Source organism: Billgrantia sp. Q4P2, from assembly GCF_052806135.1.
The window spans coordinates 13,525-38,798 of sequence record NZ_JBRBAI010000019.1 but is presented as its reverse complement, the minus strand read 5'-3'; the positions used below and the strand labels follow the sequence as shown (position 1 = coordinate 38,798).

Sequence of the window (25,274 nt, the reverse complement as noted above, 5' to 3'; positions counted from 1 at the left end):
GCCCGCCCCCTTGCCCGCTGGCTCAAAGTGCCAGCGGGCGATCCAGCTCGCGCAGCAGCGCATCGTCACGCTCGTAGATGTCGGGACGAAACGAGAGTTCTCCATCGTCGCCGGGATTCACCGTCCAGTAGTGGATGATGATGGGCATGCGATGGGTCAAGCGCACGTTCTGTGTTTCCTCGCTCTCTATTCGCCGTTCGACGTCATGGCCGCTGCGGGTGTCGTCGAACAGCAGTTGGCCCAGCTCGCGAATGTTCTCCACACGGATGCAGCCGGAACTGAAGGCGCGCTGCTCGCGAGAGAAGAGACTCTGGGCAGGCGTGTCGTGGAGGTAGACCATGTGATCGTTGGGAAAGCGGATCACCAGGCGGCCCAGGGCGTTCTGCGGCCCCGACGCCTGGCGCAAGACGATGTTGCCGGGGTTGTTCCAGTCGACTTCCCAAGGATCGAGAGGCGCGCCCGACGGGCTCAGCACCTGAATCCTCTCGCGCCACAGATAACCGAGATCCTGCCGCACCCGGGGCAACACGTCCTCGCGCTTGATCGTGGGCGGTATCGTCCAGGTGGGGTTCACCGTCATGTGGGTGATTTCCGAACGTAGCGAGGGCGTGCGCCGATAGGGCTGACCCACCACGATACGCGAACGCCAGATCTGTCCGTCAGGGCGATAGTAACTGAGCCGGTAGCCGGCAATGTCGACCAGCACGAAAGACTCCGGCAACCCGTGCAACAACCAGCGTGCACGCTCCATGTTGAGGCGGATCTGGTCGATACGCCGCGCCACCGGAACATTGAGTGCAGCCTGGGTCCGGCGCCCGACGATGCCATCCGGTTCCAGCAGATGCCGACGCTGGAAGCGCTTTACCGCGGCCTCGAGGCTGGCATCGTAGCGGCGCGGGTCAGGCGCCTCGAGCACCCCGCCGGGTAAGATGTCGGTAGCGGCGACCATGATCTCGAGCTCACCGATGACCGCCAGACGCTCACGCAGCAGCAGGACATCATCGTCGACGTCTCCGGGACGCAGTGCCCCCTCGCGCGCCGGCAGGCGCGTCCAGCCACCTAGCCTCTCAATGTTGCGATAGCGCGCCAGCCCCGAGCGCAGCCGCTGGTAGGGGACGAAATCCGGCCGCACTTGGCCGATCAGCGCCTCGAAGCGCTGTTGGTCCACGGCCCCGGATACTGCTGCCAGGGAAAAGTCGGGGGGCGCCACCGGCACTTCCCAGCCGGTATCGAGCGCTTCGGGGTCGACCTTGCCGCGCTGCAGATGATCGAGTGCCATCAGCAGCATGCGGGTGGCAAACAGATCGTACTGCGCCTGCACTTCGTCATCGGCGCCATCCTCGTAGGCCACTCGATGCCGATTCCGCAACTCATCCGGGCGATAATCCTGGGGGTGGAGCCCATCGCTTTCGAGGGTATGCAGTGCCGAAGTGAACGCCGCCACGGCGTCGGCATCCTGCCATGCCGGGCGATAGTCACGCAGGGCATAGAAGTCCTGTATCCGCGGCGCCTCCGAAGCCACCTGACGAGCCAGCTCTCCCACCACGCCCGGCTCGTCTTCCCATGTTTTTGCTGCCTCGCCCTGTTCCGCCCAGGCCAGTGGCGCGAGGCCGAGCAGCAGCAACATCCCCATCCTTGCAATAAGCCGCATTTCAGACTCCTGATCCGTTGATAGCCGGTCTGGCCTTCCTGGCCACTCTCTTCATAATAGTGCCTGGCAAATGGCTGTAAGCCAGCCGGGTCCGTTCACCTTGTTTACGATCATCTTTTTCCGCGGGCGGCGCCTGCCGCATGCGGTGTCAACGTCATAGGCATGCCGATGCGCTTTCTACCGACCCTGCGACTTCCGCTATCGACCCTGACCGCTTCCTTGCTGGCCGCCCTGCCCGCCGCCCTTTCCACCACCGTTCACGCCGGGAATTTCCTCGCCCAGGCAGGCCTCTCTTACCCGGCCTCCGCCCCATTGAGCCAGACCCTGACCCGCCTCGCGCCTGGCGCCGACCCGCAGGTGCTGGCGCTTGCCGCCAGCGCCCTGGCCTGCGCCGAGCCCAACGCCGAGCGGCTGGCTGTCATCGACTTCTCGCGACCTTCCACCGAGCCGCGCCTGTGGGTCTTCGACCTGGCGGAAGAGCGGCTGATGTTCGAGGAGTTGGTCTCCCACGGCCGTGGTTCGGGCGACGCCGAGGCGACCGTATTCTCCAACACGCCGGAGAGCTACCAGTCGAGCCTGGGGTTGTTCCGCACCATGAACAGCTACTACGGGAGCAACGGCTACTCGCTGCGCCTGGAAGGGCTGGAAGCCGGCGTCAACGACCTGGCCTACCAGCGCGCCATCGTGATCCATGGTGCCGACTACGTCAGCGAGGCGTTCATTCGCCAGACCGGCAGACTGGGACGCAGCCACGGTTGCCCTGCAGTACGCCAGGAAGTGACCTATCCCCTGATCGACAGCATCAAGGAAAATCATTACCTGTTCGCCTACTACCCCGACCCCGAGTGGCTGGAGAGTTCCGCTTTCCTCAGCTGCGACCGGGCTCCCGCGCAGCTGGCCATGTACTGAGCCTTCGCACCCTTCATTCTGCGCCTCCCTGGCACCATCCTTTGCATTATCCTTCCGTACGCCTCGCATAGCGCCTGTCGCCCCCTGAGCACCAGCAGGGGGCATGTTTCTGCCGCGCTGCACCATTCTCGCCATGCCAGCGACCTCGACCAGCCACTCTCTACGCCATCACTCAAGCCACAACGCTATGTTTTGAAATAATAAATGAAAAATATGGCAAACAGATTGCTTGATATGAACCAATTGCCGGGTAGGCGTGGACCAGGCTTCTCGAGAGAAGTACGAGTGCGTCAGACCTGACCTTCAACGGAGAAGGGCGAACTCATGTATCGACAATCCGTACGAGGTCACACACCATGGAAATTCTCAACAAGGCGAACCGCATTCGCCTCCTGAGCCTGCGCACGCCCCAGATGCGCGCCTTCCACTTCTCCTGGTTCGCCTTCCACATCTGCTTTTTCGGCTGGTTCGGCATTGCCCCGCTGATGGCGGTGGTACGCGAGGACCTGGCCCTGACCCAGACCCAGATCGGCAATACCATCATCGCCTCGGTCTTGATCACCGTGATCGTGAGGCTGCTGATCGGCGTGCTGTGCGATCGCCTCGGCCCGCGCAAGACCTATACCGGGCTGCTGCTGCTCGGCTCGATCCCGGTGATGAGCATCGGTTTCGCCAACAGCTTCGAAACCTTCCTGCTGGCCCGCCTGGCCATCGGTGCCATCGGCGCCTCCTTCGTCATTACCCAGTACCACACCACCATGATGTTCGCCCCCAACGTGGTGGGTACCGCCAACGCCACCAGTGCCGGCTGGGGCAACCTGGGCGGCGGCACCACCCAGATCGTGATGCCGCTGATCTTCTCCGGCCTGCTGATGCTCGGCGTCAGCGAGACGCTGGGCTGGCGGCTGGCCATGGTGGTGCCGGGCGTGGTGATGTTCGTCACCGGTATCGGCTACTGGCTCTACACCCAGGACGCGCCGAACGGCAACTTCAGTGAGCTGCGTGCACGCGGCGAGCTGCCGCAAGCCGATGGTGAGAACAGTGCCGGCAAGAGCTTCCTCGCTGCAGCCAAGGACATCCGCGTATGGGCGCTGTTCGTGGTCTATGCCCTCTGCTTCGGCGTCGAGCTGACCATCAACAACATCGCCGCCATCTACTTCTTCGACAACTTCGACCTGACGCTGGCCACCGCCGGCATGATTGCCGGCCTGTTCGGGCTGATGAACGTTTTCGCCCGCACCCTGGGCGGCGTGTTCTCCGACCTCTTCGCCCGCAACGGTGGACTCAAGGGCCGCGTGCGCTGGTTGTTCATCGCGCTGATCTGCGAAGGCATCGCCCTGGTGGCCTTCTCACAGATGCACATACTGTCGTACGCCATCGGCATCATGCTGGTGTTCAGCCTGTTCGTGCAGATGGCCGAAGGTGCTACCTATGGCGTGGTGCCGTTCATCAACAAGAAAGCCCTGGGCGCGGTGGCCGGCATCGTCGGTGCCGGCGGCAACGTCGGTGCCGTGGCCGCCGCCTTCCTGTTCCGCAGCGAAGCGATCACCTATCAACAGGGGCTGTTCTATCTCGGCCTGGTCGTGCTGGTACTGGCTTCCTGCGCGCTGCTGGTGCGCTTCTCCGACGAAGTGGAAACCGTGGAAGCCAAGGCCTATCGCGATGCCGTGGGAGAGGATACCGGGGCCGGAGCGCTGTCGCTGCGCTGACCCATGTTGCCCGGCAGCCTGACTTGCCGGGCCTCGCCCGCAACCCGGCCGCCGCCCTCAGGGCGGCGGCCCTCGTGTGAGCAAGAGGTGAACCATGACACCCGCCGAACGCCTGCTACTGACAGCCAAGCGCTGTGAAATCGACGACCTCGAACACCTCACCGCAGCCTGCGACATCGTCGGCGACGTCAGCCACTTCGTTCATGCCCTGCAGAAGGAGCGTGGCGCCTCGAACGTCTACCTGGCATCAGGGGGACAACGCTTCGCCGAGCGGCGCCACGAGCGCATCGATGAATGCCTGGCGACCGAACAGGCCCTGCGCATGCGCCTCGACGCCCTGGGCGATACCGCCGGGCGCCCCGCCACCACTGCCCGCCTGCTCAGGCGCATCGCCTACGTATGGCATGCCCTCGACGGCCTGGAAGCACTGCGTAGCAACATCGAGGCGCTCCAGACCAGCCCCGATGATGCCACCCAGGCCTTCAACCAGTTGATCAGCGCCCTGCTTTCGGTCGTGTTCGAAGTCGCCGATACGGCCGGCGACCCCGAAATCACCCTCGCTCTGGTAGCCATCTTCCACCTGATGCAGGGCAAGGAGCTGGCCGGCCAGGAGCGCGCCTGCGGTGCCTTCGGCTTCACTTGCGGTGGCTTCGACGATGCACACCGCCAGTTGCTGCTGCACCTGATCGACGCCCAGCAGCGCTGCTTTGATACCTGCCTCGAGTTCACTACCGAGGAGGGGCGGGAACAATGGCAGCGCGAGATGCCCAGCCGCACCCAGGACGGCGTCCAGCAATTGCGCGAAATGGCCAGTGGCTCCACGCCGCTACCCAAGAGCGCCAGCCCTCTGGGCGAGACCTGGTACGAATTGACCACTCGGCGCATCGATGCCATTCAGCGGGTGGAAGCCTTCCTGATCGGCGAGCTGTCGAACCTGTGCCTGGCGAAGACCCTCGACGCGCGCCACAGCCTGTCACGCCACGACGACCTGTTCCGTGAGTTGGGCAATGCCTCGCCGGCCGTTTGCCAGCAGCTCGTGGAACTGTTCGATGGCAGCGCCACCCATGAGTTGGGCGAAGTGACCGCCCGAGTCGTGGGTTCCTCGCTGAACCGTTCATTGGTGGAACTGATGTGCGCCCAGGCGAGCCGCCTGCAGGCCCTGAGCGATGAATTGGAGAGCACCCGCCGAGCGCTGCGTGAGCGCAAGCTGATCGAGCGCGCCAAGGGGTTGATCATGGCCCACCAGCAGATGAGCGAAGAGCAGGCCTACGCCTTCCTGCGCAAGATGGCCATGGACCAGAGCAAGAGCATGGCCGAGATCGCCCAGACCGTACTGGGGCTGGCCGACATACTGAAGCCTTCCACAGAGAAGCCTTCCACAGAAGAGCTTCCCGCAGAGGTACGGCATACGGATCGCGCAACCAGCTGAGCGGACGCTTTATGGTGCAGCGCACAAGCGCTGCGCACCTTCTCGGCGCCCGGCGATGACCGAAATGATTTGATCGACATCATTCAACAGATAGTAACTATTTGTTTTTACAGTAATAACCATACAAATTTAACGCCATGGCACCCAAGCTGCAAAGCCTGATCGTCCGCTGAGTCAATGACGGTTCAGCGCTTTCAAGCAGCACTCGGACCAGACAACGGCGTCTGCCCAGGTTCCCGTGACGATGTCATGCGAATCGGGGCAGGCGCCGTTTTTTGTCGCCGGATCCTTCCTCCTGGGAGCCATACCAATGAACAAGACCAACAAGGGACACTCGCTCGATCGGCGTCGTTTTCTCAAGCAAAGTGCAACCGTCCTCGGGGGCTCGGCCGTGCTCGGCAGCCTGCCCGCCAGCTGGGCCCTGGCCAGCGGACGGCCGGAAACCACCTCGGCCAAGCTCGGCTTCATCGCCCTGACCGATGCCGCCCCGCTGTTCGTCGCACTGGAGAAGGGCTTCTTCGCCGCTCACGGCATGACCGACGTGGAGGTGCTCAAGCAATCCTCCTGGGGCACCACCCGCGACAACCTGGTACTGGGTTCGCAGCGCAACGGCATCGACGGCGGCCACATCCTCACGCCCATGCCCTACCTGATCGCCAGCGGTGCCATGACGCCCAACAACGTGCCGGTGCCGATGCATATCCTGGCGCGCCTCAATCTGGGAGGACAGTGCATCTCCGTGGCCCAGGAGTATCTCGACCTCGAGGTCGGTGTCGATGCCGGCGAGTTCCGTCAGGCGCTTGCCGACAAGCGCGCTGCCGGTAACGAGGTGCGCGCCGCCATGACCTTCCCCGGCGGCACCCACGACCTGTGGATCCGCTACTGGATGGCGGCGGCGGGCATCGATCCCAACGGCGATATCTCCACCATCGTGGTGCCCCCCGCCCAGATGGTGGCCAACATGCGCGTGGGCAGCATGGACACCTTCTGCGTATGCGAGCCTTGGAACGAGCAGCTCATTCACCAGGGCATCGGCTATACCGCCCTGACCACCAGCGAGCTGTGGCACAACCATCCGGAGAAGGCCTTCGCGATGCGCGCCGACTACGTCGAGGCCAATCCCAACGCCACCCGGGCGCTGCTGATGGCCATCATGGAGGCGCAGATGTTCTGCGAGGAGCCGCAGAACAAGGAGGAAGTGGCACGTATCTGCTCGCGGCGGCGCTGGATCAATGCCCCCTACGAGGACATCGTCGAGCGCATGAAGGGCAACTTCGACTACGGCACCGGCCGCGTCGTCGAGGACAGCCCGCATCAAATGCGCTACTGGAGCGACTTCGCCTCCTATCCCTTCCAGAGTCACGACTTGTGGTTCCTGACCGAGAACCAGCGCTGGGGCTACCTGCCGGCCGACTTCGACAGCCAGACGCTGATTCGCCAGGTCAACCGCGAGGAGCTGTGGCGCGAGGCCGCCGCGGCCCTCGGCGTGGACGGCACCGACATCCCCGACGCTTCCTCACGCGGTATCGAGACCTTCTTCGACGGGACGACCTTCGACCCCGAGAATCCCCAGGCCTATCTCGACAGCCTGGCGATCAAGCGCCTCGCCTGAGGCAAGGAGAACGAGCATGAAAAGCATGCAGAGTCACGAGCGCGAGCCACGGGTCGCGAGTGCCGCCTGGTCCGGCCATGTCCAGCGGGCGGGCCAGCTGTTCAGCCAGCGAGTCCTGCCGCCGGTGGTGATCATCGGCCTGCTGCTGGCCCTGTGGGAGATCCTCTGCTCAACCCCGGGAGCCAGCCTGCCGGCTCCGTCGCAGATGCTGCGCGATACCTGGGACTTGATCGCCAATCCCTTCTACGACTACGGGGGCAACGACGTAGGCATGGCCTGGCAGATACTCGCCAGCCTCGAGCGGGTGGCCTACGGCTACTCCCTGGCCGTGGTGGCCGGCATCGGCCTCGGCGTTCTGGTGGGCCAGTCTACCTGGGCCATGCACGGCCTCGACCCGGTGTTCCAGGTACTGCGCACCGTGCCGCCGCTGGCCTGGCTGCCGATCTCGCTGGCCGGCTTCCAGGACAGCAATCCCTCGGCGATCTTCGTCATCTTCATCACCGCGATCTGGCCGATCATCCTCAACACCTCGGTGGGCATCCGCAACATTCCCGAGGACTACCGCAACGTGGCCCGGGTGCTGCGTCTCAACGGCATGGAGTATTTCACCCGCATCATGCTGCCTGCCGCCGCGCCCTACATCTTCTCGGGGCTGCGCATCGGCGTCGGTCTGTCGTGGCTGGCCATCGTGGCCGCCGAGATGCTGATCGGCGGGGTGGGCATCGGCTTCTTCATCTGGGACGCCTGGAACGCCTCGATGATCAGCGACATCGTGCTGGCGCTGATCTACGTCGGCATCGTCGGCTTCGCCCTCGACCGCCTGGTCGCCTTCATCGGCAACCGCGTCACTCGCGGCACCGCCCAAGGCTGAGGAGAACAAGCATGGCAACGCACTACCTGAGCATCGAGAACGTCAACATGACGTTCACCGCCAAGGGCATGGAGAGCCAGGTTCTCAAGGGCATCGACCTCGCCGTGGAGCGCGGCGAGTACATCTCCATCATCGGCCACTCCGGCTGCGGCAAGTCGACCCTGCTCAACATCGTCGCCGGACTCATCGAGTCCACTTCCGGCGCGGTGATCCTCGACGGCAAGGAGGTCAACTCACCAGGGCCGGAACGCAGCGTGGTATTCCAGAACCACTCGCTGCTGCCCTGGCTCACCGTCTACGAGAACGTGGCGCTGGCGGTGAACAAGACCTGCGCACGCACCAAGAGCAAGGCCGAGCGTCACGAGTGGATCATCAAGAACCTGGAGATGGTCGGCATGGGGCATGCGCTGGACAAGCGCCCGGCGGAGATCTCCGGCGGCATGAAGCAGCGCGTGGGCATTGCCCGGGCACTCGCCATGGAACCCAAGGTGCTGCTGCTCGACGAGCCCTTCGGCGCGCTCGATGCCCTGACCCGCGCCCACCTGCAGGAGGAGGTGATGCGCATCCAGGACGAGCTGGGCAACACCATGATCATGATCACCCACGACGTCGACGAGGCGGTGCTGCTCTCGGATCGCATCGTGATGATGACCAACGGCCCCTCGGCGCGCATCGGCGAGGTACTCGACATCGACCTGCCTCGCCCCCGCGACCGCATCGCCCTGGCCGATGACCCGCGCTACAACCACTACCGCCAGGAGGTGCTGCGTTTCCTCTACGAGAAGCAACGCAAGGTGGAGAGCCTGGCCCAGCGGCGCGGCGCCGGCGGCGAGAAGGAGAAAGCCAAGGAGAAACGCATGGCCAAGGCGTGAGCCTCGCACTCCCCCAGCACAAACGGGCCACCCTTGGGTGGCCCGTTTTGCGTGCCGGGCGTCTCCCTACGCCTTGTCGTTCTCAACCACTACGCTCATGCCCAGCAGCAGGAACGAGAGCGTCTTGCCGTGGCCATCCAGGTTGAGGGCGCCGTTGACCCCACCCTGCAGCACGTCGTCGATCACCAGGTTCATGCCGGCCAGGCCCGGCATCAGGTAGCGGCGTACGCGGCTGGCCCCGCGATGGGCGAACAGCGCCAGCACCCGCTCCTCGGTGACCTGTTCCACCAGCGTTTCATAGTGGCGTGGGTCGTAGGCGAACAGCGCCAGGTTGAGCCGGTCGCCCTTGTCGCCGGCGCGGGCATGGGCCAGGCAATGCAGTGGCATCTCGCGCCCATCGATTGGGCTCGCGGCCGCGCTCGTTTCAGCGAGTGACATCGGCAACCCTCCTCTCGTCAGCCATTTTCGTCTTGAAAAGAGTGGCCTCGAAAAGTGTGGCGAACGCTTCCACGTCGCTGCGCTTGACCAGGTAGGAAGCCGTGCATACGCGCCGCTGGAACTGGCGGCGCACCCCGCCGCCGCCGGCCGGGCCGGCGCAATAGAGCGCTAGCAGTTCCTGGGTGGCGCGCTCCACCCAGCGCCGCTCGGCGTGTTCGGCAGCCAGGCGCAGGCGGTAGTCGCCGCCGGCCGTGGACGGCATCGTGCGCTGCAGGTCACCGGCATCGCTGTCGAACACGCTGGCGTGGCCGACGATGTCCAGCCGCGAGCGCAGCTCCGGCGGGGCACGAAACGTCAGCCGCTCGCGCAATATCTCGGCGGCAAGCTGGGCCCTGGCCAGGGCGTTGGGTCCGGCATAGGAGATCTCCGCCTCGCCCTGCCAGCCGCCCTCGTAGCAGACGGTGGTCTTGAGCCGCTGCGGGGCGGGCTTGCCGCGGATGCCGGTTACCGCCACCCGGTCGGGGCCGAGCTCCTTCACCTGCACGGAGGAGAGATCCACCACCACGTCGGGGGTCAGGTAGTTGGCCGGGTCGTGCACTTCGTAGAGCAACTGCTCCTTGACCGTGCGCTCGGTGACCATGCCGCCGGTGCCGGCGGGCTTGGTCACCACCAGGCTGCCGTCCTCCTCCACCTCGATGATCGGATAGCCGACCCGAGCCAGGCCCGGCACCTCCTTGCAGCCGGGGTCGGCAAAATAGCCGCCCGTGACCTGGGCACCGCATTCGCCCAGATGGCCGGCCATCATACCCGCAGCCAGGCGGTCCCAGTCGTTCCAGGCCCAGCCGAAGTGATGCACCAGCGGGGCCAGGAACAGCGCCGGGTCGGCCACCCGGCCGCTGACCACCACCTCGGCGCCGAGCCCAAGCGCCTCGACCAAGGGCGCCGCGCCCAAATAGACGTTGGCCGAGATCAGCGCCTCCTCACCGGGCAGCTCGCGGCTCTCCGCTTCCCAGCGTTGCAGGTCCAGTTCCCCGAGGCGTGCGCGGATGTCGTCGCCGTGCACTCGGCCAATACTCGCCCCGCCCCGCTGCGTGCGCGCGGCCAGCTCTGCCACCACATGGCAGGCGCCGTCCGGGTTGGCCGCGCCAAAATTGCCCAGAATGGTAATGCCGTGCTTGAGGCAGTCGTCGAGCACCGGAGCGAGCAGCTCTTCCAGCAGCGGCTCGTAGCCCGCCGCAGGGTCGTCGCGCATGGCGCGATGGGCCGCCGCCAGGGTGCGCTCGCCCAGGGTCTCGAAGAGCAAGGCAGCGGGCTGGCCGCGACGGATCAGCTCTGCCACTACCGGAATGGCCGCATCGGTGCGGTCGCCGGAGAAGCCGGCCCCACTGCCCAACAGGAAGGTCATGATTGGGTCTCCTTGGCCGGCATGCCGTGGCTATTCGGTGTCTTCTCGCGTGTGGCATCCACCGCCAGGCGCTGGCGTCTTCGGGCGAAGAGCGCCACCAGCACCAGCAGCGCGCCGGCCGTGGTCAGCCAGCCGGGGATCAGCGCCAGCCCCACCACCAGTGCGAGCCCGGCCACGTCCAGCAGCCGGTTGCCGGTGATCGCCACCCGCGACATCAGCGAGGCGAAGGCGAGCACGAATACCACGCCCTGGGAGCTGGCCAGCAGGATATCCGGGGCACTGCCGAAGCCGGCCAGGGCCGGATAGATCAGCAACAGGAAGGGAATCACGTAGATCGCCGCCGCCAGGCGCACGGCCTCGCCCGCTGCCGGCAGCCAGTTGGTACCGGCGATACCCGCCGCGACGAATACCGCCACACACACCGGCGGCGTGATCACCGACAGGGTGGCGAAATAGAACACGAACAGGTGGGCGATCAGCGGCTCGACGCCGATGGTGGTGAGCGCCGGGGCCAGCACCGAGGCCACCAGCACGTAGGCCGCCGTGGTGGGAATGCCCATGCCCAGGATCAGGCACACGCCGCCGACGATGAAGGCCACCAGGAACAGCGACTGGCCCCCTACGTTGACGATCAGGCTGGCCAGGGTCACGCCGATGCCGGTCATGCCGATCATCGCCACCAGCATCTGCGCCCCGGCCAGCAATACGCCGATGATCACCATGCCCTTGCCGGCATCGATCAGCCCCGAGAGCAGCTTGCCGGCGATCTCGCGCAGCGGCCGGCGCGCCAGCAGAGCAAAGGGAACGAAGGTCAGCACCGTCATCAGGATGCCGTAGAACGCCGCCATCTGGATCGAGCGCCCCGACAGCACGCCGTAGAAGAGCCCACCCAGCGCCGCCAGGATCGGGATGATCCGCTCCGGACGCAGCACCTCGGGCCACGTTGGCAGCTCGTCATCGGGCACCACCTGCAGGTTGCGGCGCCTTGCCACCAGGTGGATGGTCAGGAACACGCCGAGATAGAACAGAATCGCCGGCAACAGCGCGGCGAGCGCGATGCGCAGGTAACTCTCGCCGAGGATCTCGGCCATGATGAAGGCCGCCGCCCCCAGGATCGGTGGCGCGATCTGGCCACCGGTGGAGGCCACCGCCTCCACCCCCGAGGCAAACGGCGCCGGGTACTTGAGCCGCTTCATCATCGGAATGGTGAAGTTGCCGGTGGTGGCCACGTTGGCCACGGCGCTGCCGCTGACCATACCGAACAGCCCCGAAGCCACGGTGGCGACCTTGGCGGCACCGCCTGGCGAGCGCCCACTGATGCGCAACGCCAGGTCCATGAAGGTCTGGCCGCCGCCAGTGTGCAGCAGCAGGCAGCCGAACAGCACGAAGGCGGCGATGGTGGTAGCGGCCACCCCGACCAGCATGCCCCACACGCCCAGGTCGCCGAGATAGAGCGTCTCGGTGATGTAGTAGAGATCGAAACCGCGGTGCCCCAGCGGCCCGGGGATCATGGCGCCGAGCCAGGCATAGGCAAGCCCCGCCAGCACCAGCAGCGGGAAGATCACGCCAATGGCGCGGCGGGAAAGCTCCAGTACCGTCACCACCAGCACGCCGGTGAACAGCATGTCCCGCGGCGTGGCCCAGGGCAGCTCGACGAGAATCCGCTCGTGGTTCATCGCCACGTAGCCGCAGGCCAGCACCGTGCCGGTGGCCAGTGTCAGGTCGACGCCAAGCCCCAGCGGCCGCCAGCGCTTGCCGGCGCCCAACGGGTAGAGGGTCAGCCCCAGCAGGATCACCAGCGCAAGAAAGATGCCCCGCTGGATCAGGCTCTCGAAGGGGCCGGTCGCCGAGGTGTAGAGGATCAGCCCGCCCAACATGAGGGCCAGCAGCTTGGTCATATTCTCGCGCATGGAAATCGTCTCCCTGGGTCGTTACTCGACGGGCCGCAGGGCGTCGGGAATCTCCAGGCCCTGCTCTTCGAAGTAACGTGCCGCACCGGCATGCAGCGGCACGGTGCCGACCTCCAGGGTCATCTGCGCCAGGTCCTCGTCGCGTACCGCCGAGAAGGCGTTGGCCTGCGGCTCGGGGTTCTCCATCACCGCCTTGACGATTTGGTAGGCGGTCTCCTCGTCGAGGTCCGGGTGGGCGTGCACGGCAACGCCGAAGGCCCAGGTGGTATAGGCCGGGATGCCCTCGCCAGCCCCCTCGGGCACGTCGACGATGGCCACGTCGGGCATTTCCGCACGCAACGTTTCCGCCTGCTCGTCGCTAAGCGAGATCACGCTGATCGGCGTGAAGGTGGCAATATCCATGCTCGAGCCGTCGAGCTTGTTGCCAACCCCCGACTTGGCCGAGCCCATCACCCGGCCATCCTTCATGGCATCGACGATATCGGTGGTCGAGCCGCGTACGTAGTCGGGCGAGATGCCGAGGGTACGCATGACCGCCTCGGTGGTCTTCTCGGTGGCCGAGCCGGTGATACCGGGATTGAAGCGCACGCCCTCGAGTTCCTCCAGGGTGGAGACGCCGGCATCCTGGCGCATCACCACGTTCTGGGGCGCCACGGTATAGACCCACAGCAGGCGGCTGTCGACCGGGCGCCCGTCGAAGTCCTCTTGGCCGGCATAGGCGTGGTAACCGGTGTTGGTGGTGACCAGCCCCATGTCGATCTGGTTGCGACCCAGGCGGCGCAGGTTGTCGACGGTGGCGCCGGTTTCGGCCACCGAGGCGCTCACCCCCTCGACCTGGCTGTTGATGATCTGGTTGACGGCGACGAAATAGCCGTAGTGGCTCGACGAACTGGAGGTCGAACCGATCAGCAGACGCTCGTTGGCCTGCACCGTGGCCGCGGAAGATAGAAGAGTGGCGCTGGCTGCCATGGCGGCCAGCAGAGTCTTGAGAGTTGGCTTCATGAGTGGCTCCTTGGGCCCGGCTTGCGGGCTTGTTGTTGTCGTGTTGCACGTGGGTAGCCCCACGCAGTCAGCATGGTGCGGCCCCTATGTTTTGTATATTGAATAGTTTTTAACTTGTGTTTTACTTTCTAAATGAAACCGAGCATCAAGCAACTGCACGCCTTCGTTGCCGTGGCACAATCGAGCAGCCTGGCCGAAGCCAGCGAGCGCATCCATCTCTCCCAGCCGGCGATCTCCATCACCCTGCGCAAGCTGGAGGAGACGGTTGGCGGAGCACTGTTCTCGCGCACCACGCGTCAGCTCAGCCTGACCCCCGAGGGCAAGGCCTTCCTGCCGGTGGCGGTACGCCTGCTCAACGACTGGTCCGAAGCCTTCGAGGACCTCGAGGAACGCTTCTCCAAGCAGCGCGGCAAGGTCACCGTCGCCGCCCTGCCCACCCTGGCGGCGGGGCTGCTGCCGGGCATCATCGCCACCTTTCACGCCCGCTACCCACGCATCAACCTGAGCCTGCACGACGTACTCGCCGAGCAGGTCAGCCAGATGGTGCGCGAGGGCCGCGCTGACCTGGGCCTGTCGGTGGCACCGCACGATACCGAGGAGCTCGCCTTCGAGCCGGTGCTGGTGGATCGCTACGTGGCGGTCTGCCCCATTGGGCATCCGCTGCTCGAACAGCAAAGCGTGAAGTGGGCGCAGCTGGCCGGTCATCCATTCATCGGCATCAACCGTCTCTCCAGCTCACGCCAGGACATCGACCGCATCATGGCCGAGGTGGGTGCGCCGCTGGAGATTCTCTGCGACGCCAGCCAGATCGCCACCGTGGGCCGCATGGTGGCCGCGGGGCTGGGCATCAGCGTGCTGCCGCGGCTGAGCTTTCGCCAGATCGCTACCGAAGGCATCGACTACCGGCCGCTGACGGCACCCGACGTGAGCCGCCCCCTCGGCATCGTCATGCGCCACCGCCATCCGCTCTCGGCTGCTGCCGCGGCGCTACGTATGCTGATGCAGGAGGCAACACTGGATTCGAGCCGCTAGCCCCGCGATAGGCGCTATGCTGGAAATGAACCCTGACCCAGCCCTTCAGGAGCAGCACGTGGCCGAGCCCAATAGCGTGATCGCCTTCTATGACGAGCGAGTACTCACCCACCAGCCCGACTCCGATGCACCTTTTCTACCCGGCCGCATGGACCGTCGAGTGCGCGAGCTGCTCTCGGCACTCAAGGTTCCCTGGGTTTACCCGGAGCATGCCGGACGACTGACCGCCATCCATCACTTGCTGGAACTCGAACCGGTACCCGGCGTTGCCTTCGAAACGGGAAAGGCAGCCACCCGCGAGCAGCTGGGGCGGGTCCATACCAGCTCCTATCTGGACCACGTCTACGACCTGCGCGGCCAGAACGCCTGGCTCGACGTCGATACCACCGCCGTCTCTCCCGGGAGCGTCGAGGCGGCAGAAGTGGCCGCCGGCACCACCATCGCCGCAGTGGAAGCCGTCATCGAGGGGCGAACCCAGAGTGCCTTCGCCCTGGTTCGGCCACCCGGCCATCACGCCGAACCCGTCCGTGCCCGTGGCTTCTGCCTGTTCAACAACGTGGCGGTGGCAGCGGCCCATGCCAGGGCCAAGCTTGGCTGCGAACGCGTACTGATCGTCGACTGGGACGCCCATCACGCCAACGGCACCCAGGACATCTTCTGGGCCGACCCCAACGTGATGCTCTTCGATATCCATCGTGCCTCGCCTTTCTATCCCGGCACCGGCAACCTCGAGGATGTCGGCGTGGGCCTCGGTGAAGGCACCACCGTCAATGTGCCCATGCCGGCAGGAGCCGGCGACCAGGCCTACCTCAAGGCCTTCGAGGATATCCTGGTTCCCGCGGCGAACTGGTTCCAGCCGGACCTGGTACTGGTCTCGGCCGGCTTCGATCCCCATCCGTTCGACCTTGCGCTCAATGTCTCCTATGAGGGCTTTGCCGTCATGACACGCATGCTGCAGACGCTGGCCCACCAGCATTGCGATGGACGGCTGGTCTTCGTACTGGAAGGCGGCTATCACTTGTTCTCACTGTCTCGCGGCGTGAGGACGGTGCTGGCAGTATTGGCCGGCGCAGAAGCCCCCACGCCCGGGCTCATCGGCGTTGCCGAAGCCACGGCAGCGGCCGCCTTCCACCGCCAAGCTTTCATCTCGGAGGATCCCGGCTCACCGACTTGATGGGTGCACACGGCAACGCTCGTATTCGGGCGCCATGAGGCTGCGAACCTTCCCGGCGAAGACTATCCTAGGCCATGATGATCAATCCCAAAGCTCGACGGAGGGAAATTCATGAAAGACGGAATGAATGCACGCGGCAGCTGCTTGTGCGGCGCGGTAAAAGTCGCCGTGGCAGTCAACAAGCAGAACGTCGGCGCCTGCCACTGCGACATGTGCCGTACCTGGGGCGGCGGTCCACTGTTGGCGCTGGAGTCGGTCAGTGACGTCGAGATCGAAGGCGAGGAAAATATCACGGTCTACGCCTCATCGGACTGGGCCGAGCGCGGCTTCTGCCGGCGCTGCGGTACCCACCTGTTCTACCGTCTCAAGACCGGCAACCATTACGCCATTCCGGTCGGCCTGGTCGACGGCGGCGAGGCGTGGAACTTCGATTCCCAGATCTTCATCGATCAGAAACCGGCGTATTACCGCTTCGCCAACGAAACCCGCAACATGACCGGCCAGGAGGTCTTCGACGCCTATCAAGGCAGTTGACCAAGGCTACACTCGGCAACGCACCCGGCCGCCGAATTGCACTACAGTGCCCCCACCGACGACATGATCAGGAGCTGCCAATGCCCATTTCCGTAGGCGACAAGATTCCCGACGTCACCCTCAAGACCAACGGCCCCGACGGCCCCGAGGACGTCTCCACCGGCGAGCTGTTCGCCGGCAAGCGTGTCGTGCTGTTCGGCGTACCGGGTGCCTTCACGCCCGGTTGCTCGAACACTCATATGCCCGGCTTCGTGATCAAGACCGACAAGGTGCTGGAGAAGGCCGACACCCTGGCCTGCATGGCGGTCAACGACGCCTTCGTGATGCGCGCCTGGCAGAAGGACCAGAACGCCGAGGCGATCCTGATGCTGGCCGACGGCAACGCCGAGCTGACTCGTGCCCTGGGCATGGAGAAGGATTCCAGCGCTGCCTGCATGGGCATTCGCTGCCTGCGCTTCGCGCTGATCGCCGAGGATGGCGTCGTCTCCTACGTGGGCATCGATACCGAACGCGGCGTAGTCGACAAGAGCAGCGTCGATACGGTGCTGGCCCAGCTTCAGGGCTGACGCACTCCCCCTCAAGCTTCCTTCCTTTCGGCCGATAACCTGATTGAGGCCGCTTGCGGCACAATGCTCCATCGGGAAAGGAGGAAGCTGCATGGAAGACGTGGCACAGGAAATCGCACCCGCCAGGCTGCTCCTGGTCGACGACGAACCCAACGTGCTCTCGGCCCTGTCACGAATGCTTCGCCATGAGGGGTATGAACTCCACACTGCCGCAGATGGCTCAGCTGCCCTGGCGATTCTCGAACGCGAGCCGATCGACCTGATCCTGAGCGACGCACTCATGCCGGGCATGGACGGTGTCGAACTCCTTGCCCGCGTACAGCAGCAGTGGCCAGAGTGCCTGCGCCTGCTACTGACCGGCCAGTGCGACCTGGCCGCCACCGTACGCGCCATCAACGAGGGCCGCATCTACGGCTACCTGGCAAAGCCCTGGGACGACGAAAGGTTGCGCCTTACCCTGCGTCAGGCGCTCCAGCACCAGCATGCCCAGCGCGAGCAAAGGCGGCTCGAGGCGCTGACTCGCACCCAGAACCTCGAACTCGCCGAACTCAACGCCACCCTGGAGCAACGCGTCGAGGCACGCACCCAGGAACTCAAGCAAACCGCCGACATGCTCGAGCTGGCCTTCAACGAGCTGCGCCAGAGCTACGTCACGGCGACACGCGTCTTCTCGTCGCTGATCAGCCAACGCCTTCCGCCGCGCTTCCAGACCAATGCCAAGGTCGGCGTGCTGGTCCAGGCCTTCGCCGAGGAACTCGGTCTCGACGAATCGCAGCAGCATGACCTGCAGCTTGCCGCCGCCCTCTACAATCTGGGCAAGCTCGCCTGGAACGATCGGCTGATCGGCACTCCGGCCGAGCAACTCTCGGTCCAGCAGCGCGAGAGTTATCACCGCTACCCGGCCACTGGCGAAAGCCTGCTGATGGCACTGGAGCATATGGCAGGGGCGGCAAGGCTGATTCGCCACCACCGCGAGCACTGGAACGGCAGCGGTTTTCCCGACCGCCTGAGGGGCGAAGACATCCCCTACGGTGCACGCCTGCTGGCACTCGCCGTCGATTTCATCGAACTGCAGCGCGGCATGATCCTGCCGCGCCAGGTCACCCGCCCCCAGGCGCTGGAGCTATTGCGCAAGTTTGCGGGGCGCATCTACGATCCGGCCATGTGCCGAGCCTTCGTTACGCTATGTCTCGACAAGGCGCCGGACCTCGAGAACCACGGGCGGCCGGTATTGGCACTGGAGACGCAGCAGCTCAAGCCCGGCATGGTCCTGGCCCAGGACATTCACTCCGTCAGCGGCATACTGCTGCTGCACGAGGGCAAGGAGTTCGACGCCCACCTGATCGACAAATTGAAGCGACTCGAGGAGGTGGAGGACAGGCGCTATACGCTGCTGGTCTATCGCGACGACGAAGACCATGAGTGAATCCCTGGAGCATCAGTTGCATGAATGCCGCCAGCAGGTGGCAACTCTTCAGGCCCGCCTGACGGGACTACTCGACAGCATCACCGACGGCTTCATCACGGTAGATCGCCACTGGCGGTGTACCTACATCAACCAGGCGGCAGAGCGGATCATCGGTCGCTCCCGCGACGAGCTGCTCGATCAGGAGCTGTGGCAGATTTTCCCCAACTCCCTGGGCACGCTCTTCGAAAGGGAGTTTCGCCGCGCCATCGCCGATTCGACTTCAGTCGCCTTCGAGGCGTATTACGCCATTCTCGATCTATGGCTGGAGGTGCATGCCTACCCCTCCGAGGAGGGGCTTGCCGTCTATTTCCAGGACATCGGCCGGCGCAAGCGAGTCGAGGAGCGGCTGGCCTACCATGCCGATCATGATGCCCTGACGGGCTTGGCCAATCGTGCGTTACTCGAGAGACGGCTGCATCAGTGCTGCGGCCCCCCACGGGGGCGCTCTTCCCCCCGTGCCGCCCTGCTCTACATCGACCTGGACGATTTCCAATCGATCAATGACAGTCTCGGCCACGATCTGGGCGACCATGTACTCGTCGAGGTCGCCGCCAGGGTGGTGCAACAGGTGCGCCGCAGCGACACAGTGGCCCGCCTGGGCAGCGACGCCTTCGTCGTGCTGCTGCCCGATCCGGACGACGTGACGATCGTCGTCGAGCGCCTGCTGGCGGTCATTGCCAGCCCCTATCGCTTCGAGGATCGCGAACTGCACCTGACCGCCAGCATTGGCATTGCCACCTACGACGGAGAGGGCCCAGCCGCTCAACTCATCCAGCAGGCCGACCTTGCCATGTACCAGGCGAAGCGCCGGGGTCGCAATACCTACCACTGGTTCTCGCGTGACCTCAACACTCGGGTCAGCCAGCGCGTGGCGCTGCGCAGTGCCCTGCAACGTGCCATTGACGAGCAGCAGTTCGAGCTGCACTACCAGCCGCAGGTCCACGGCACCAGTGGCCGCATCGTCGGGTGCGAGGCGCTGCTGCGCTGGCACCATCCAGAGCGCGGCATTATTTCCCCCTCCGAGTTCATCGGCCTTGCCGAGGAGACCGGGCAGATCATCGCCATCAACGAGTGGGTAGTGCGCACTGCCTGTCGCGATAACCGTCGGCTCAACGACCTGGGGTTGGGCGAGTACCCGATGGCGGTCAACATCTCGCCGGTGCAGTTCCATCGCAGCGGCTTCGTCAAAGGCATCCTGGAGATGCTGGACGAAGCTCGGCTCCCGCCCTCCCTGCTGGAACTGGAGCTGACCGAGAACATCATGCTCGAAAGTACCGACAAGGCCATCGAGACCCTGCATGAACTGCGCCGCCACGGTATTGGCGTGGTAATCGACGACTTCGGCACCGGCTACTCCAGCTTGAGCTACCTGAAGCACCTGCCCATCGACAAGATCAAGATCGACCGTTCCTTCATCAGCGAGGTGATCAGCGACCATCGCGATGCCGCCATCGTCCAGGGCATCATCACCATGGCCAGCCACCTGCAGCTCAAGGTCATCGCCGAAGGCGTCGAGACCCAGGCGCACTATGCCTATCTCAGCAAGCACATGTGCGACCTGTTTCAGGGTTTCTATTTCGCGCGCCCCATGCCTTTCGAGGAATTGCTACCCTTCCTCAAAGTTCACCACGAGGCGGCCAGCGACGTCCGCCCGGACGGACATGGCGTCACCTCGCCGACGATCCTGCTGGTCGATGACGAGCCCAATGTCCTGCGTGCCCTGACCCGTACCCTGCGCCGCGACGGGTATCGCATCCTGACGGCCGATGGCGCGCACCATGCCTTCGAATTGCTGGCGACCCAGGAAATCGCGCTGATCATCAGCGACCAGCGCATGCCGGAGATGAACGGTACGGAATTTCTCAAGCGCGTGAAGGCGCTTTATCCGCAAACCCTGCAGATCATCCTGTCGGGTTATACCGACCTGCAGACCGTGACCGCGGCAGTCAACGAGGGCGGGATCTACAAGTTCCTGACCAAGCCCTGGGACGATGACGAGCTGAGACTCATCGTGCAGCAAGCCGTCAGAGAAGCCGCCATCCAGTTCGCCAGCAACCGCGATCAAGCGCATGATCGCGCCTCCGGCAACGGGTGACACTCACTTTCCCTGACCCAGCACCTCGACGTCGTCACCCAGCACATCCTCCACATAGAGCATCTGCACCGCCACCACGGCGACCACCGCCAACGGCGTGGAGAGGATCACCCCGGCCACCCCGGCCACGGCCGCCCCGGCCAGTTGAACGACCACGGTATAGGCGGGCGGCAGGCGCACCATGCCATCGATCGATACGGCCACCAGAGCGCCGGCAAACACCAGCAGCAGCACATCGAGCAGCTGGGCGGCGAAATAAAGCAGTACCGCCACCAGGCTGGCGAGCCCGATGAAGATCATTGCGCGTCGGGTGAAGTGCGAAATGGAATAGGCGCCACGCTCGAAGTCGTCCATGTCAGCTCCCTGCCATGCGCGTGCGAAAGGGCTTCCTGCCCGCCTGGCGTACGCTCACCAACGGCATACGGTCATTGCCAACAGCCTAGTCGCGATGTGCCGCCAGCGTCCATGTGCCTGAGCCGGCCATGGTCCGCGCTCACTCCATGATCAGGACGAGAATGACCGCGACCAGCAGCGCAGCAGCGCCTTTTCATAACAGCACGGGGTCGCGTTCGGTCAGCGGCGGGCGGGGACTTCTTCAGAACATGGGCTGGGCCGGCTAGTGGAGCAAGATGGGATTCAACGCACCAGCGGCTCGGCGGCAGGCTGCGCCGCGGCCGGGCTGGTCTCGACCATGCGTACCACGCTGCCCACCACGATCAAACAGGGCGAGGGCAGCGGCGAGGCGGCCAGCTTGTGCGGCATGTCGGCCAGGGTACCGATCAATGAGGCCTGCTCGGGCAGGCTGGCATTGGCCACCAGCATGATCGGCCAGTCGTCGGGCAGCCCGGCGCGGCGTAGCCCGGTGCAGATGGCCTCGACCTTGGTCAGGCCCATGTAGAAGATCAGCGTCTCGTCCTGGCGCGCCAGGGTGGCCCAGTCGGGCTCGCCATCCTTGCGGCACAGCTGCGCGGTGATGAAGCGCAGCTGCTGGGCGTGGGCACGATCGGTCAGCGGTATGCCCATGCCGGCCGCGGCCGCCGAGGCGGCGGTGATGCCCGGCACGATCTCGGCCCTCACGCCGGCCTCGGCCAGCGCGGCAAGCTCCTCGCCCATGCGCCCGAACACGCCGGGGTCGCCGCCCTTGAGGCGCACCACCGACTTGCCTTGCCCCGCCAGCTTCACCAGCAGCGCGCCAATCTCGGCCTGGGGCACGCTGTGGTGGCCGCGCTCCTTGCCCACGTAGTAGCGCTCGTGGCCGGCGGGAATCAGCGCCAGCACGTCGTCACCCACCAGGCGGTCGTAGACCACCGCGTCGGCCTGCTGCAGCAGCCGCGCGGCTTTTAGCGTCAGCAGCTCCACGTCACCGCTGCCCGCCCCCACCAGGTAGACCCGGCCGGCCTGGCAATCGCCGTCCAGGGTCACGGTCGGCGCGGCAACGCGAGTGGAACGGCCGAACGGCGAGCGCACGATGTGCCCCAGGCCGTGTAGCCGCGAGAAGGCCGCCTGCCCCAGCACTTTCGACAGCTGCGCCTTCGTTGGCTGCACCTTGCGGAACAGCTCAGGCGACAGCAGTGACTTCAGTTGGCTCAGCGCTCGCATGGGCCCTCTCCTCTTCGATAAGCGATTTCAGCTCGGGAATGCAGCTTCCGCACTGGGTACCGCAGGCCAGCCTGGCGCCCAGCGCCTCGACGCTGTCGTCGCCTTCACGGATGGCTCCTAGGATAGCGCGTTGACCCACTTGATGGCAGCTACAGACCACCGGCCCCTGGTTGGCGGCGCCATCGTCGCAGCCGGCCAACAGGCGCCGGCGATGCGGTGGTGCCAGTCCTTCGCCACAGGCGGCCTCACCGAAGCGCGCGGCCAACCAGGCGAGGTTCGGCAATTCCCTCGGCGGCCCCGACATGAACCACCAGCGCAGTCGGCCGGCCTCATCGACGCCAGCGGCGCGTAGGCGACCGCTGGCCGGGTCGGTGCACCACAGCGTGGGGGCCACCGGCAGCTCGGCCTCCAGCCAGGCCAGCCAGTCGCGTTCCGCTTTTTCCTTAACCCCGCCGCAGGCGCTCTCAACCCCGCTGCTGGGTCTCTCAACCCCGCCGCCGGCCAGCTGCCAGCGCTGGCAATCACCGAGGGGGATGCGCGCCCAGTAGCGGCTCTCGTCGCACCAGGCCGCCTGCGCCACGCCCAGGTCGTCGGCCACCAGCAAAGTGGCTTCCCAGCCTACCCGCAGCGGCTCCAGCGCCACCGCGCCATGCTTGGATTCCGGCTGGCCGGAAACCGGGTCGAGGTGTGCCTCGAGCAGCGCCCCCATGCCCGCCGTGGCGCTGAAATGGCGGCTCCAGTGCATCGGCACGAACACCTCGCCGCGGCGCTGCCCGCGCGACACTCGCACCCGGCCGATGTAGCTGCCACCGGCGCCGTTCAACCTGGCCAGCGTATGCTCTGCCACGCCCAGCTCGGCGGCATCTTCCGGGGCGATCTCGATGAACGGCTCGGCGCGGTGGTTCATCAGCCGTGGCGCACGCCCGGTACGGGTCATGGTGTGCCACTGGTCGCGAATGCGCCCGGTGTTGAGCCGCAGCGGCCGGGCGTCGTCCAACGCCTGGGCCGGTGGGCGCGGGCGCACCGGCAGCATGCGGGCACGGCCATCCGGCGTGGCGAAGCGGCCGTCGGTGAACAGCCGGGCGGTACCGTGGGGGGCACTGGCATTCACCGGCCACTGGATCGGCGCCAGGGCGTCGTAGGCGGCCCGGTCGAGCCCGGCCAGGCCGGAGATATCGAACAGCCTGCGACTCTCTCCTTCATTCTCGAAGCCCGAGAGCCTGGCGTGCTCGTCGAAGATCTCGCTCGGGCGGGTATAGTCGAAGGCCTCGCCAAAGCCCAGCCGCTTGGCCACCTCGCAGACGATCCACCAGTCGTGGCGTGCCTCCCCCGGCGGCGGTAGGAGGCCGCGCTGGCGCGAGATGCGCCGTTCCGAGTTGGTCACGGTGCCATCCTTCTCCGACCAGCTCGAGGCCGGCAGCACGATGTCGGCATAGGCCAGCAGGTCGGCGTCGGCCATGCACTCGGAGACGATCACCAGCGGGCACTTTTCCAGCGCCGCGCGCACCCGGTCGGCCCGCGGCAGGCTCACGGCGGGGTTGGTGGCCATGATCCACAACGCCTGCACCTCGCCGCGCTCGATCGCCTCGAACAGTGCCACCGCCTTGTGGCCGGGGCCATCGGGCAGGCACGGCACCAGCCGCTCGGTGGACCAGAAACGCGTGACGCGATCCCGCGCGCCGGGGGTGTCGTAGTCCATGTGCGCGGCCAACTGGTTGGCCAGCCCCCCCACCTCGCGCCCACCCATGGCATTGGGCTGGCCGGTGATCGAGAACGGCCCCGCGCCGGGCAGGCCGATCTTGCCGCCCGCCAGATGGCAGTTGATGATGGCATTGCCCTTGTCGGTGCCGCTGGTGGACTGGTTAACGCCCTGGGAGAACAGCGTGACCACGTGCAGGTGGCTGGCGAACCAGTAGAAGAAGGTTTCCAAGCGCTCGGAATCGACGTCGCAGTCCGCGGCGATGGCCTCCACGCTGGCATCCTGCTCCCGCGCCGCGGCCAGCGCCTCCTCGAAGCCCTGGGCATGGGCTTCCAGGTAGACCCGGTCGAGCTTGTTGCGCTTGGCCATCCACGCCAGCAGCCCGGTGAACAGTCGGGCGTCGCTGCCCGGCTTCAGCCCCAGGTAGAGGTCGGCGATCTCGCAGGTGTCGGTGACCCGCGGGTCGATCACCACCACCCGCAGCAGCGGGTTGCGCTGCTTGGCTACCTTTAAGCGCTGGTAGAGCACCGGATGGTTCCAGGCCAGGTTGGAACCCACCAGCACCACCAGCTCGGCCTCTTCCAGGTCCTCGTAGCTGCACGGCACGGCATCGGCGCCGAAGGCGCGCTTATGGGCAGCCACGGCCGAGGCCATGCACAGCCGCGAATTGGTATCCAGGTGCGGCGTGCCGAGAAAGCCCTTGAACAGCTTGTTGGCGACGTAATAGTCCTCGGTCAGCAGCTGCCCGGAAAGGTAGGCGGCGACCGCCTGGCGGCCGCGAGTCGCCTGCACCGCCGTGAGCCGTTCGGCCACCGTGGCCAGCGCCGTCTCCCAGTCGACCTCGACGCCGTCGACCCGGGGCCGGGTCAGGCGGCCATGGCTGCCCAGCGTCTCGTGCAGGGCCGAGCCCTTCACGCACAGCCGGCCGAAGTTGGCCGGGTGCTCCGGGTCGCCCTGCACGTCGACGATCTCGCCGTTTTCGATGCTGGCCAGCACGCCACAGCCGACGCCGCAGTAGGGGCAAGTGGTTCGGGCCTCACGCATGGCGAATCTCCTGTCTTGACGCGAAACGACAACGCCCGCCAACGGCCGTCCCCAAGGGGCGGCGGTTGGCGGGCGTCGTTGCCGCTCGGAGCGCTGAACATTGCGCCCCATTGAATTTACCTGATTCATATCAAGCAGAAAGCATGCCATGTGGCGAATAACCGGAGCGTTTCAGCCAGATGCATTTGCCTCCGTTGTACCCCAGGCGTCCTCATTATGCGGCAGCGCACCATGCACCGGCACGGCCGACGGCTG

Annotated in this window: 20 protein-coding genes; 12 read left to right on the top strand and 8 right to left on the bottom strand. The window is 65.6% G+C overall.

What is annotated here, in order from left to right; all coding sequences use genetic code 11:
- Positions 1-22 precede the first annotated feature (22 nt).
- Entirely contained in the window at positions 23-1,651 is a 1,629-nt protein-coding gene (locus ACUY1T_RS21105) for a L,D-transpeptidase family protein (protein WP_446025537.1), read from the bottom strand.
- Between the two features lie 168 nt (positions 1,652-1,819).
- Between ACUY1T_RS21105 and ACUY1T_RS21100 the strand changes: the two genes are divergently transcribed.
- From ACUY1T_RS21100 to ACUY1T_RS21075, 6 genes are all read left to right on the top strand, one after another.
- The gene (locus ACUY1T_RS21100; protein WP_446025536.1) at positions 1,820-2,560 is read left to right on the top strand and encodes a murein L,D-transpeptidase catalytic domain family protein; all 741 of its coding nucleotides are present in this window, start codon (positions 1,820-1,822) and stop codon (positions 2,558-2,560) included.
- 356 nt (positions 2,561-2,916) lie between these two features.
- Positions 2,917-4,269 carry a NarK family nitrate/nitrite MFS transporter gene (locus tag ACUY1T_RS21095; RefSeq protein WP_446025535.1) on the top strand — a complete coding sequence of 451 codons (1,353 nt, stop codon included), beginning with the start codon at positions 2,917-2,919 and terminating at the stop codon, positions 4,267-4,269.
- A 94-nt stretch (positions 4,270-4,363) separates the two neighbouring features.
- A complete protein-coding gene (locus ACUY1T_RS21090; RefSeq protein WP_446025534.1) occupies positions 4,364-5,698 on the top strand; it encodes a nitrate- and nitrite sensing domain-containing protein in 1,335 nt (444 codons plus the stop codon).
- A 310-nt stretch (positions 5,699-6,008) separates the two neighbouring features.
- Entirely contained in the window at positions 6,009-7,310 is a 1,302-nt protein-coding gene (locus tag ACUY1T_RS21085) for a CmpA/NrtA family ABC transporter substrate-binding protein (protein ID WP_446025533.1), read from the top strand.
- 16 nt (positions 7,311-7,326) lie between these two features.
- Positions 7,327-8,181 carry a nitrate ABC transporter permease gene (gene ntrB / locus ACUY1T_RS21080; RefSeq protein ID WP_446025532.1) on the top strand — a complete coding sequence of 285 codons (855 nt, stop codon included), beginning with the start codon at positions 7,327-7,329 and terminating at the stop codon, positions 8,179-8,181.
- 11 nt (positions 8,182-8,192) lie between these two features.
- Positions 8,193-9,053 carry an ABC transporter ATP-binding protein gene (locus ACUY1T_RS21075; RefSeq protein WP_446025531.1) on the top strand — a complete coding sequence of 287 codons (861 nt, stop codon included), beginning with the start codon at positions 8,193-8,195 and terminating at the stop codon, positions 9,051-9,053.
- Positions 9,054-9,119: 66 nt separating this feature from the next.
- Here the strand turns inward: ACUY1T_RS21075 and ACUY1T_RS21070 are convergent, their stop codons facing one another.
- Genes ACUY1T_RS21070 through ACUY1T_RS21055 form a run of 4 tightly spaced genes read right to left on the bottom strand, consistent with a single transcriptional unit; the run spans position 9,120 to position 13,808 of the window.
- Complete coding sequence (locus tag ACUY1T_RS21070; protein WP_446025530.1) at positions 9,120-9,491, bottom strand: AtuA-related protein; 372 nt, start codon at positions 9,489-9,491, stop codon at positions 9,120-9,122.
- Positions 9,478-10,896 (bottom strand): acyclic terpene utilization AtuA family protein, encoded by a 1,419-nt coding sequence (locus tag ACUY1T_RS21065; RefSeq protein WP_446025529.1) that lies wholly within the window; start codon positions 10,894-10,896, stop codon positions 9,478-9,480. The genes ACUY1T_RS21070 and ACUY1T_RS21065 overlap by 14 nt, the downstream gene beginning before the upstream one ends.
- Positions 10,893-12,806, bottom strand: a complete 1,914-nt coding sequence (locus ACUY1T_RS21060) for a TRAP transporter permease (protein WP_446025528.1) — start codon at positions 12,804-12,806, stop codon at positions 10,893-10,895. Before ACUY1T_RS21060 ends, ACUY1T_RS21065 begins: the two co-directional genes overlap by 4 nt.
- Before the next feature lie 21 nt (positions 12,807-12,827).
- Complete coding sequence (locus ACUY1T_RS21055) at positions 12,828-13,808, bottom strand: TAXI family TRAP transporter solute-binding subunit (protein ID WP_446025527.1); 981 nt, start codon at positions 13,806-13,808, stop codon at positions 12,828-12,830.
- 132 nt (positions 13,809-13,940) lie between these two features.
- Between ACUY1T_RS21055 and ACUY1T_RS21050 the strand changes: the two genes are divergently transcribed.
- From ACUY1T_RS21050 to ACUY1T_RS21025, 6 genes are all read left to right on the top strand, one after another.
- On the top strand, positions 13,941-14,840 hold the full coding sequence (locus tag ACUY1T_RS21050; protein WP_446025526.1) for a LysR substrate-binding domain-containing protein: 900 nt from the start codon (positions 13,941-13,943) through the stop codon (positions 14,838-14,840).
- Positions 14,841-14,898: 58 nt separating this feature from the next.
- Positions 14,899-16,014 (top strand): histone deacetylase family protein, encoded by a 1,116-nt coding sequence (locus ACUY1T_RS21045; protein ID WP_446025525.1) that lies wholly within the window; start codon positions 14,899-14,901, stop codon positions 16,012-16,014.
- A gap of 111 nt (positions 16,015-16,125) precedes the next feature.
- Complete coding sequence (locus ACUY1T_RS21040; RefSeq protein WP_446025524.1) at positions 16,126-16,548, top strand: GFA family protein; 423 nt, start codon at positions 16,126-16,128, stop codon at positions 16,546-16,548.
- Between the two features lie 80 nt (positions 16,549-16,628).
- On the top strand, positions 16,629-17,114 hold the full coding sequence (locus tag ACUY1T_RS21035) for a redoxin family protein (protein WP_446025523.1): 486 nt from the start codon (positions 16,629-16,631) through the stop codon (positions 17,112-17,114).
- Positions 17,115-17,205: 91 nt separating this feature from the next.
- Positions 17,206-18,540 carry an HD domain-containing phosphohydrolase gene (locus ACUY1T_RS21030; protein WP_446025522.1) on the top strand — a complete coding sequence of 445 codons (1,335 nt, stop codon included), beginning with the start codon at positions 17,206-17,208 and terminating at the stop codon, positions 18,538-18,540.
- Positions 18,533-20,677, top strand: coding sequence for an EAL domain-containing protein (locus ACUY1T_RS21025; RefSeq protein ID WP_446025521.1), 2,145 nt, complete (start codon positions 18,533-18,535; stop codon positions 20,675-20,677). The genes ACUY1T_RS21030 and ACUY1T_RS21025 overlap by 8 nt, the downstream gene beginning before the upstream one ends.
- 3 nt (positions 20,678-20,680) lie before the next feature.
- Here the strand turns inward: ACUY1T_RS21025 and ACUY1T_RS21020 are convergent, their stop codons facing one another.
- From ACUY1T_RS21020 to ACUY1T_RS21010, 3 genes are all read right to left on the bottom strand, one after another.
- Positions 20,681-21,031, bottom strand: coding sequence for a hypothetical protein (locus ACUY1T_RS21020; protein ID WP_446025520.1), 351 nt, complete (start codon positions 21,029-21,031; stop codon positions 20,681-20,683).
- Positions 21,032-21,313: 282 nt separating this feature from the next.
- Positions 21,314-22,276, bottom strand: coding sequence for a uroporphyrinogen-III C-methyltransferase (gene cobA / locus ACUY1T_RS21015; protein WP_446025519.1), 963 nt, complete (start codon positions 22,274-22,276; stop codon positions 21,314-21,316).
- Positions 22,236-25,019 (bottom strand): nitrate reductase, encoded by a 2,784-nt coding sequence (locus tag ACUY1T_RS21010; RefSeq protein WP_446025518.1) that lies wholly within the window; start codon positions 25,017-25,019, stop codon positions 22,236-22,238. The genes cobA and ACUY1T_RS21010 overlap by 41 nt, the downstream gene beginning before the upstream one ends.
- Positions 25,020-25,274 lie beyond the last annotated feature (255 nt).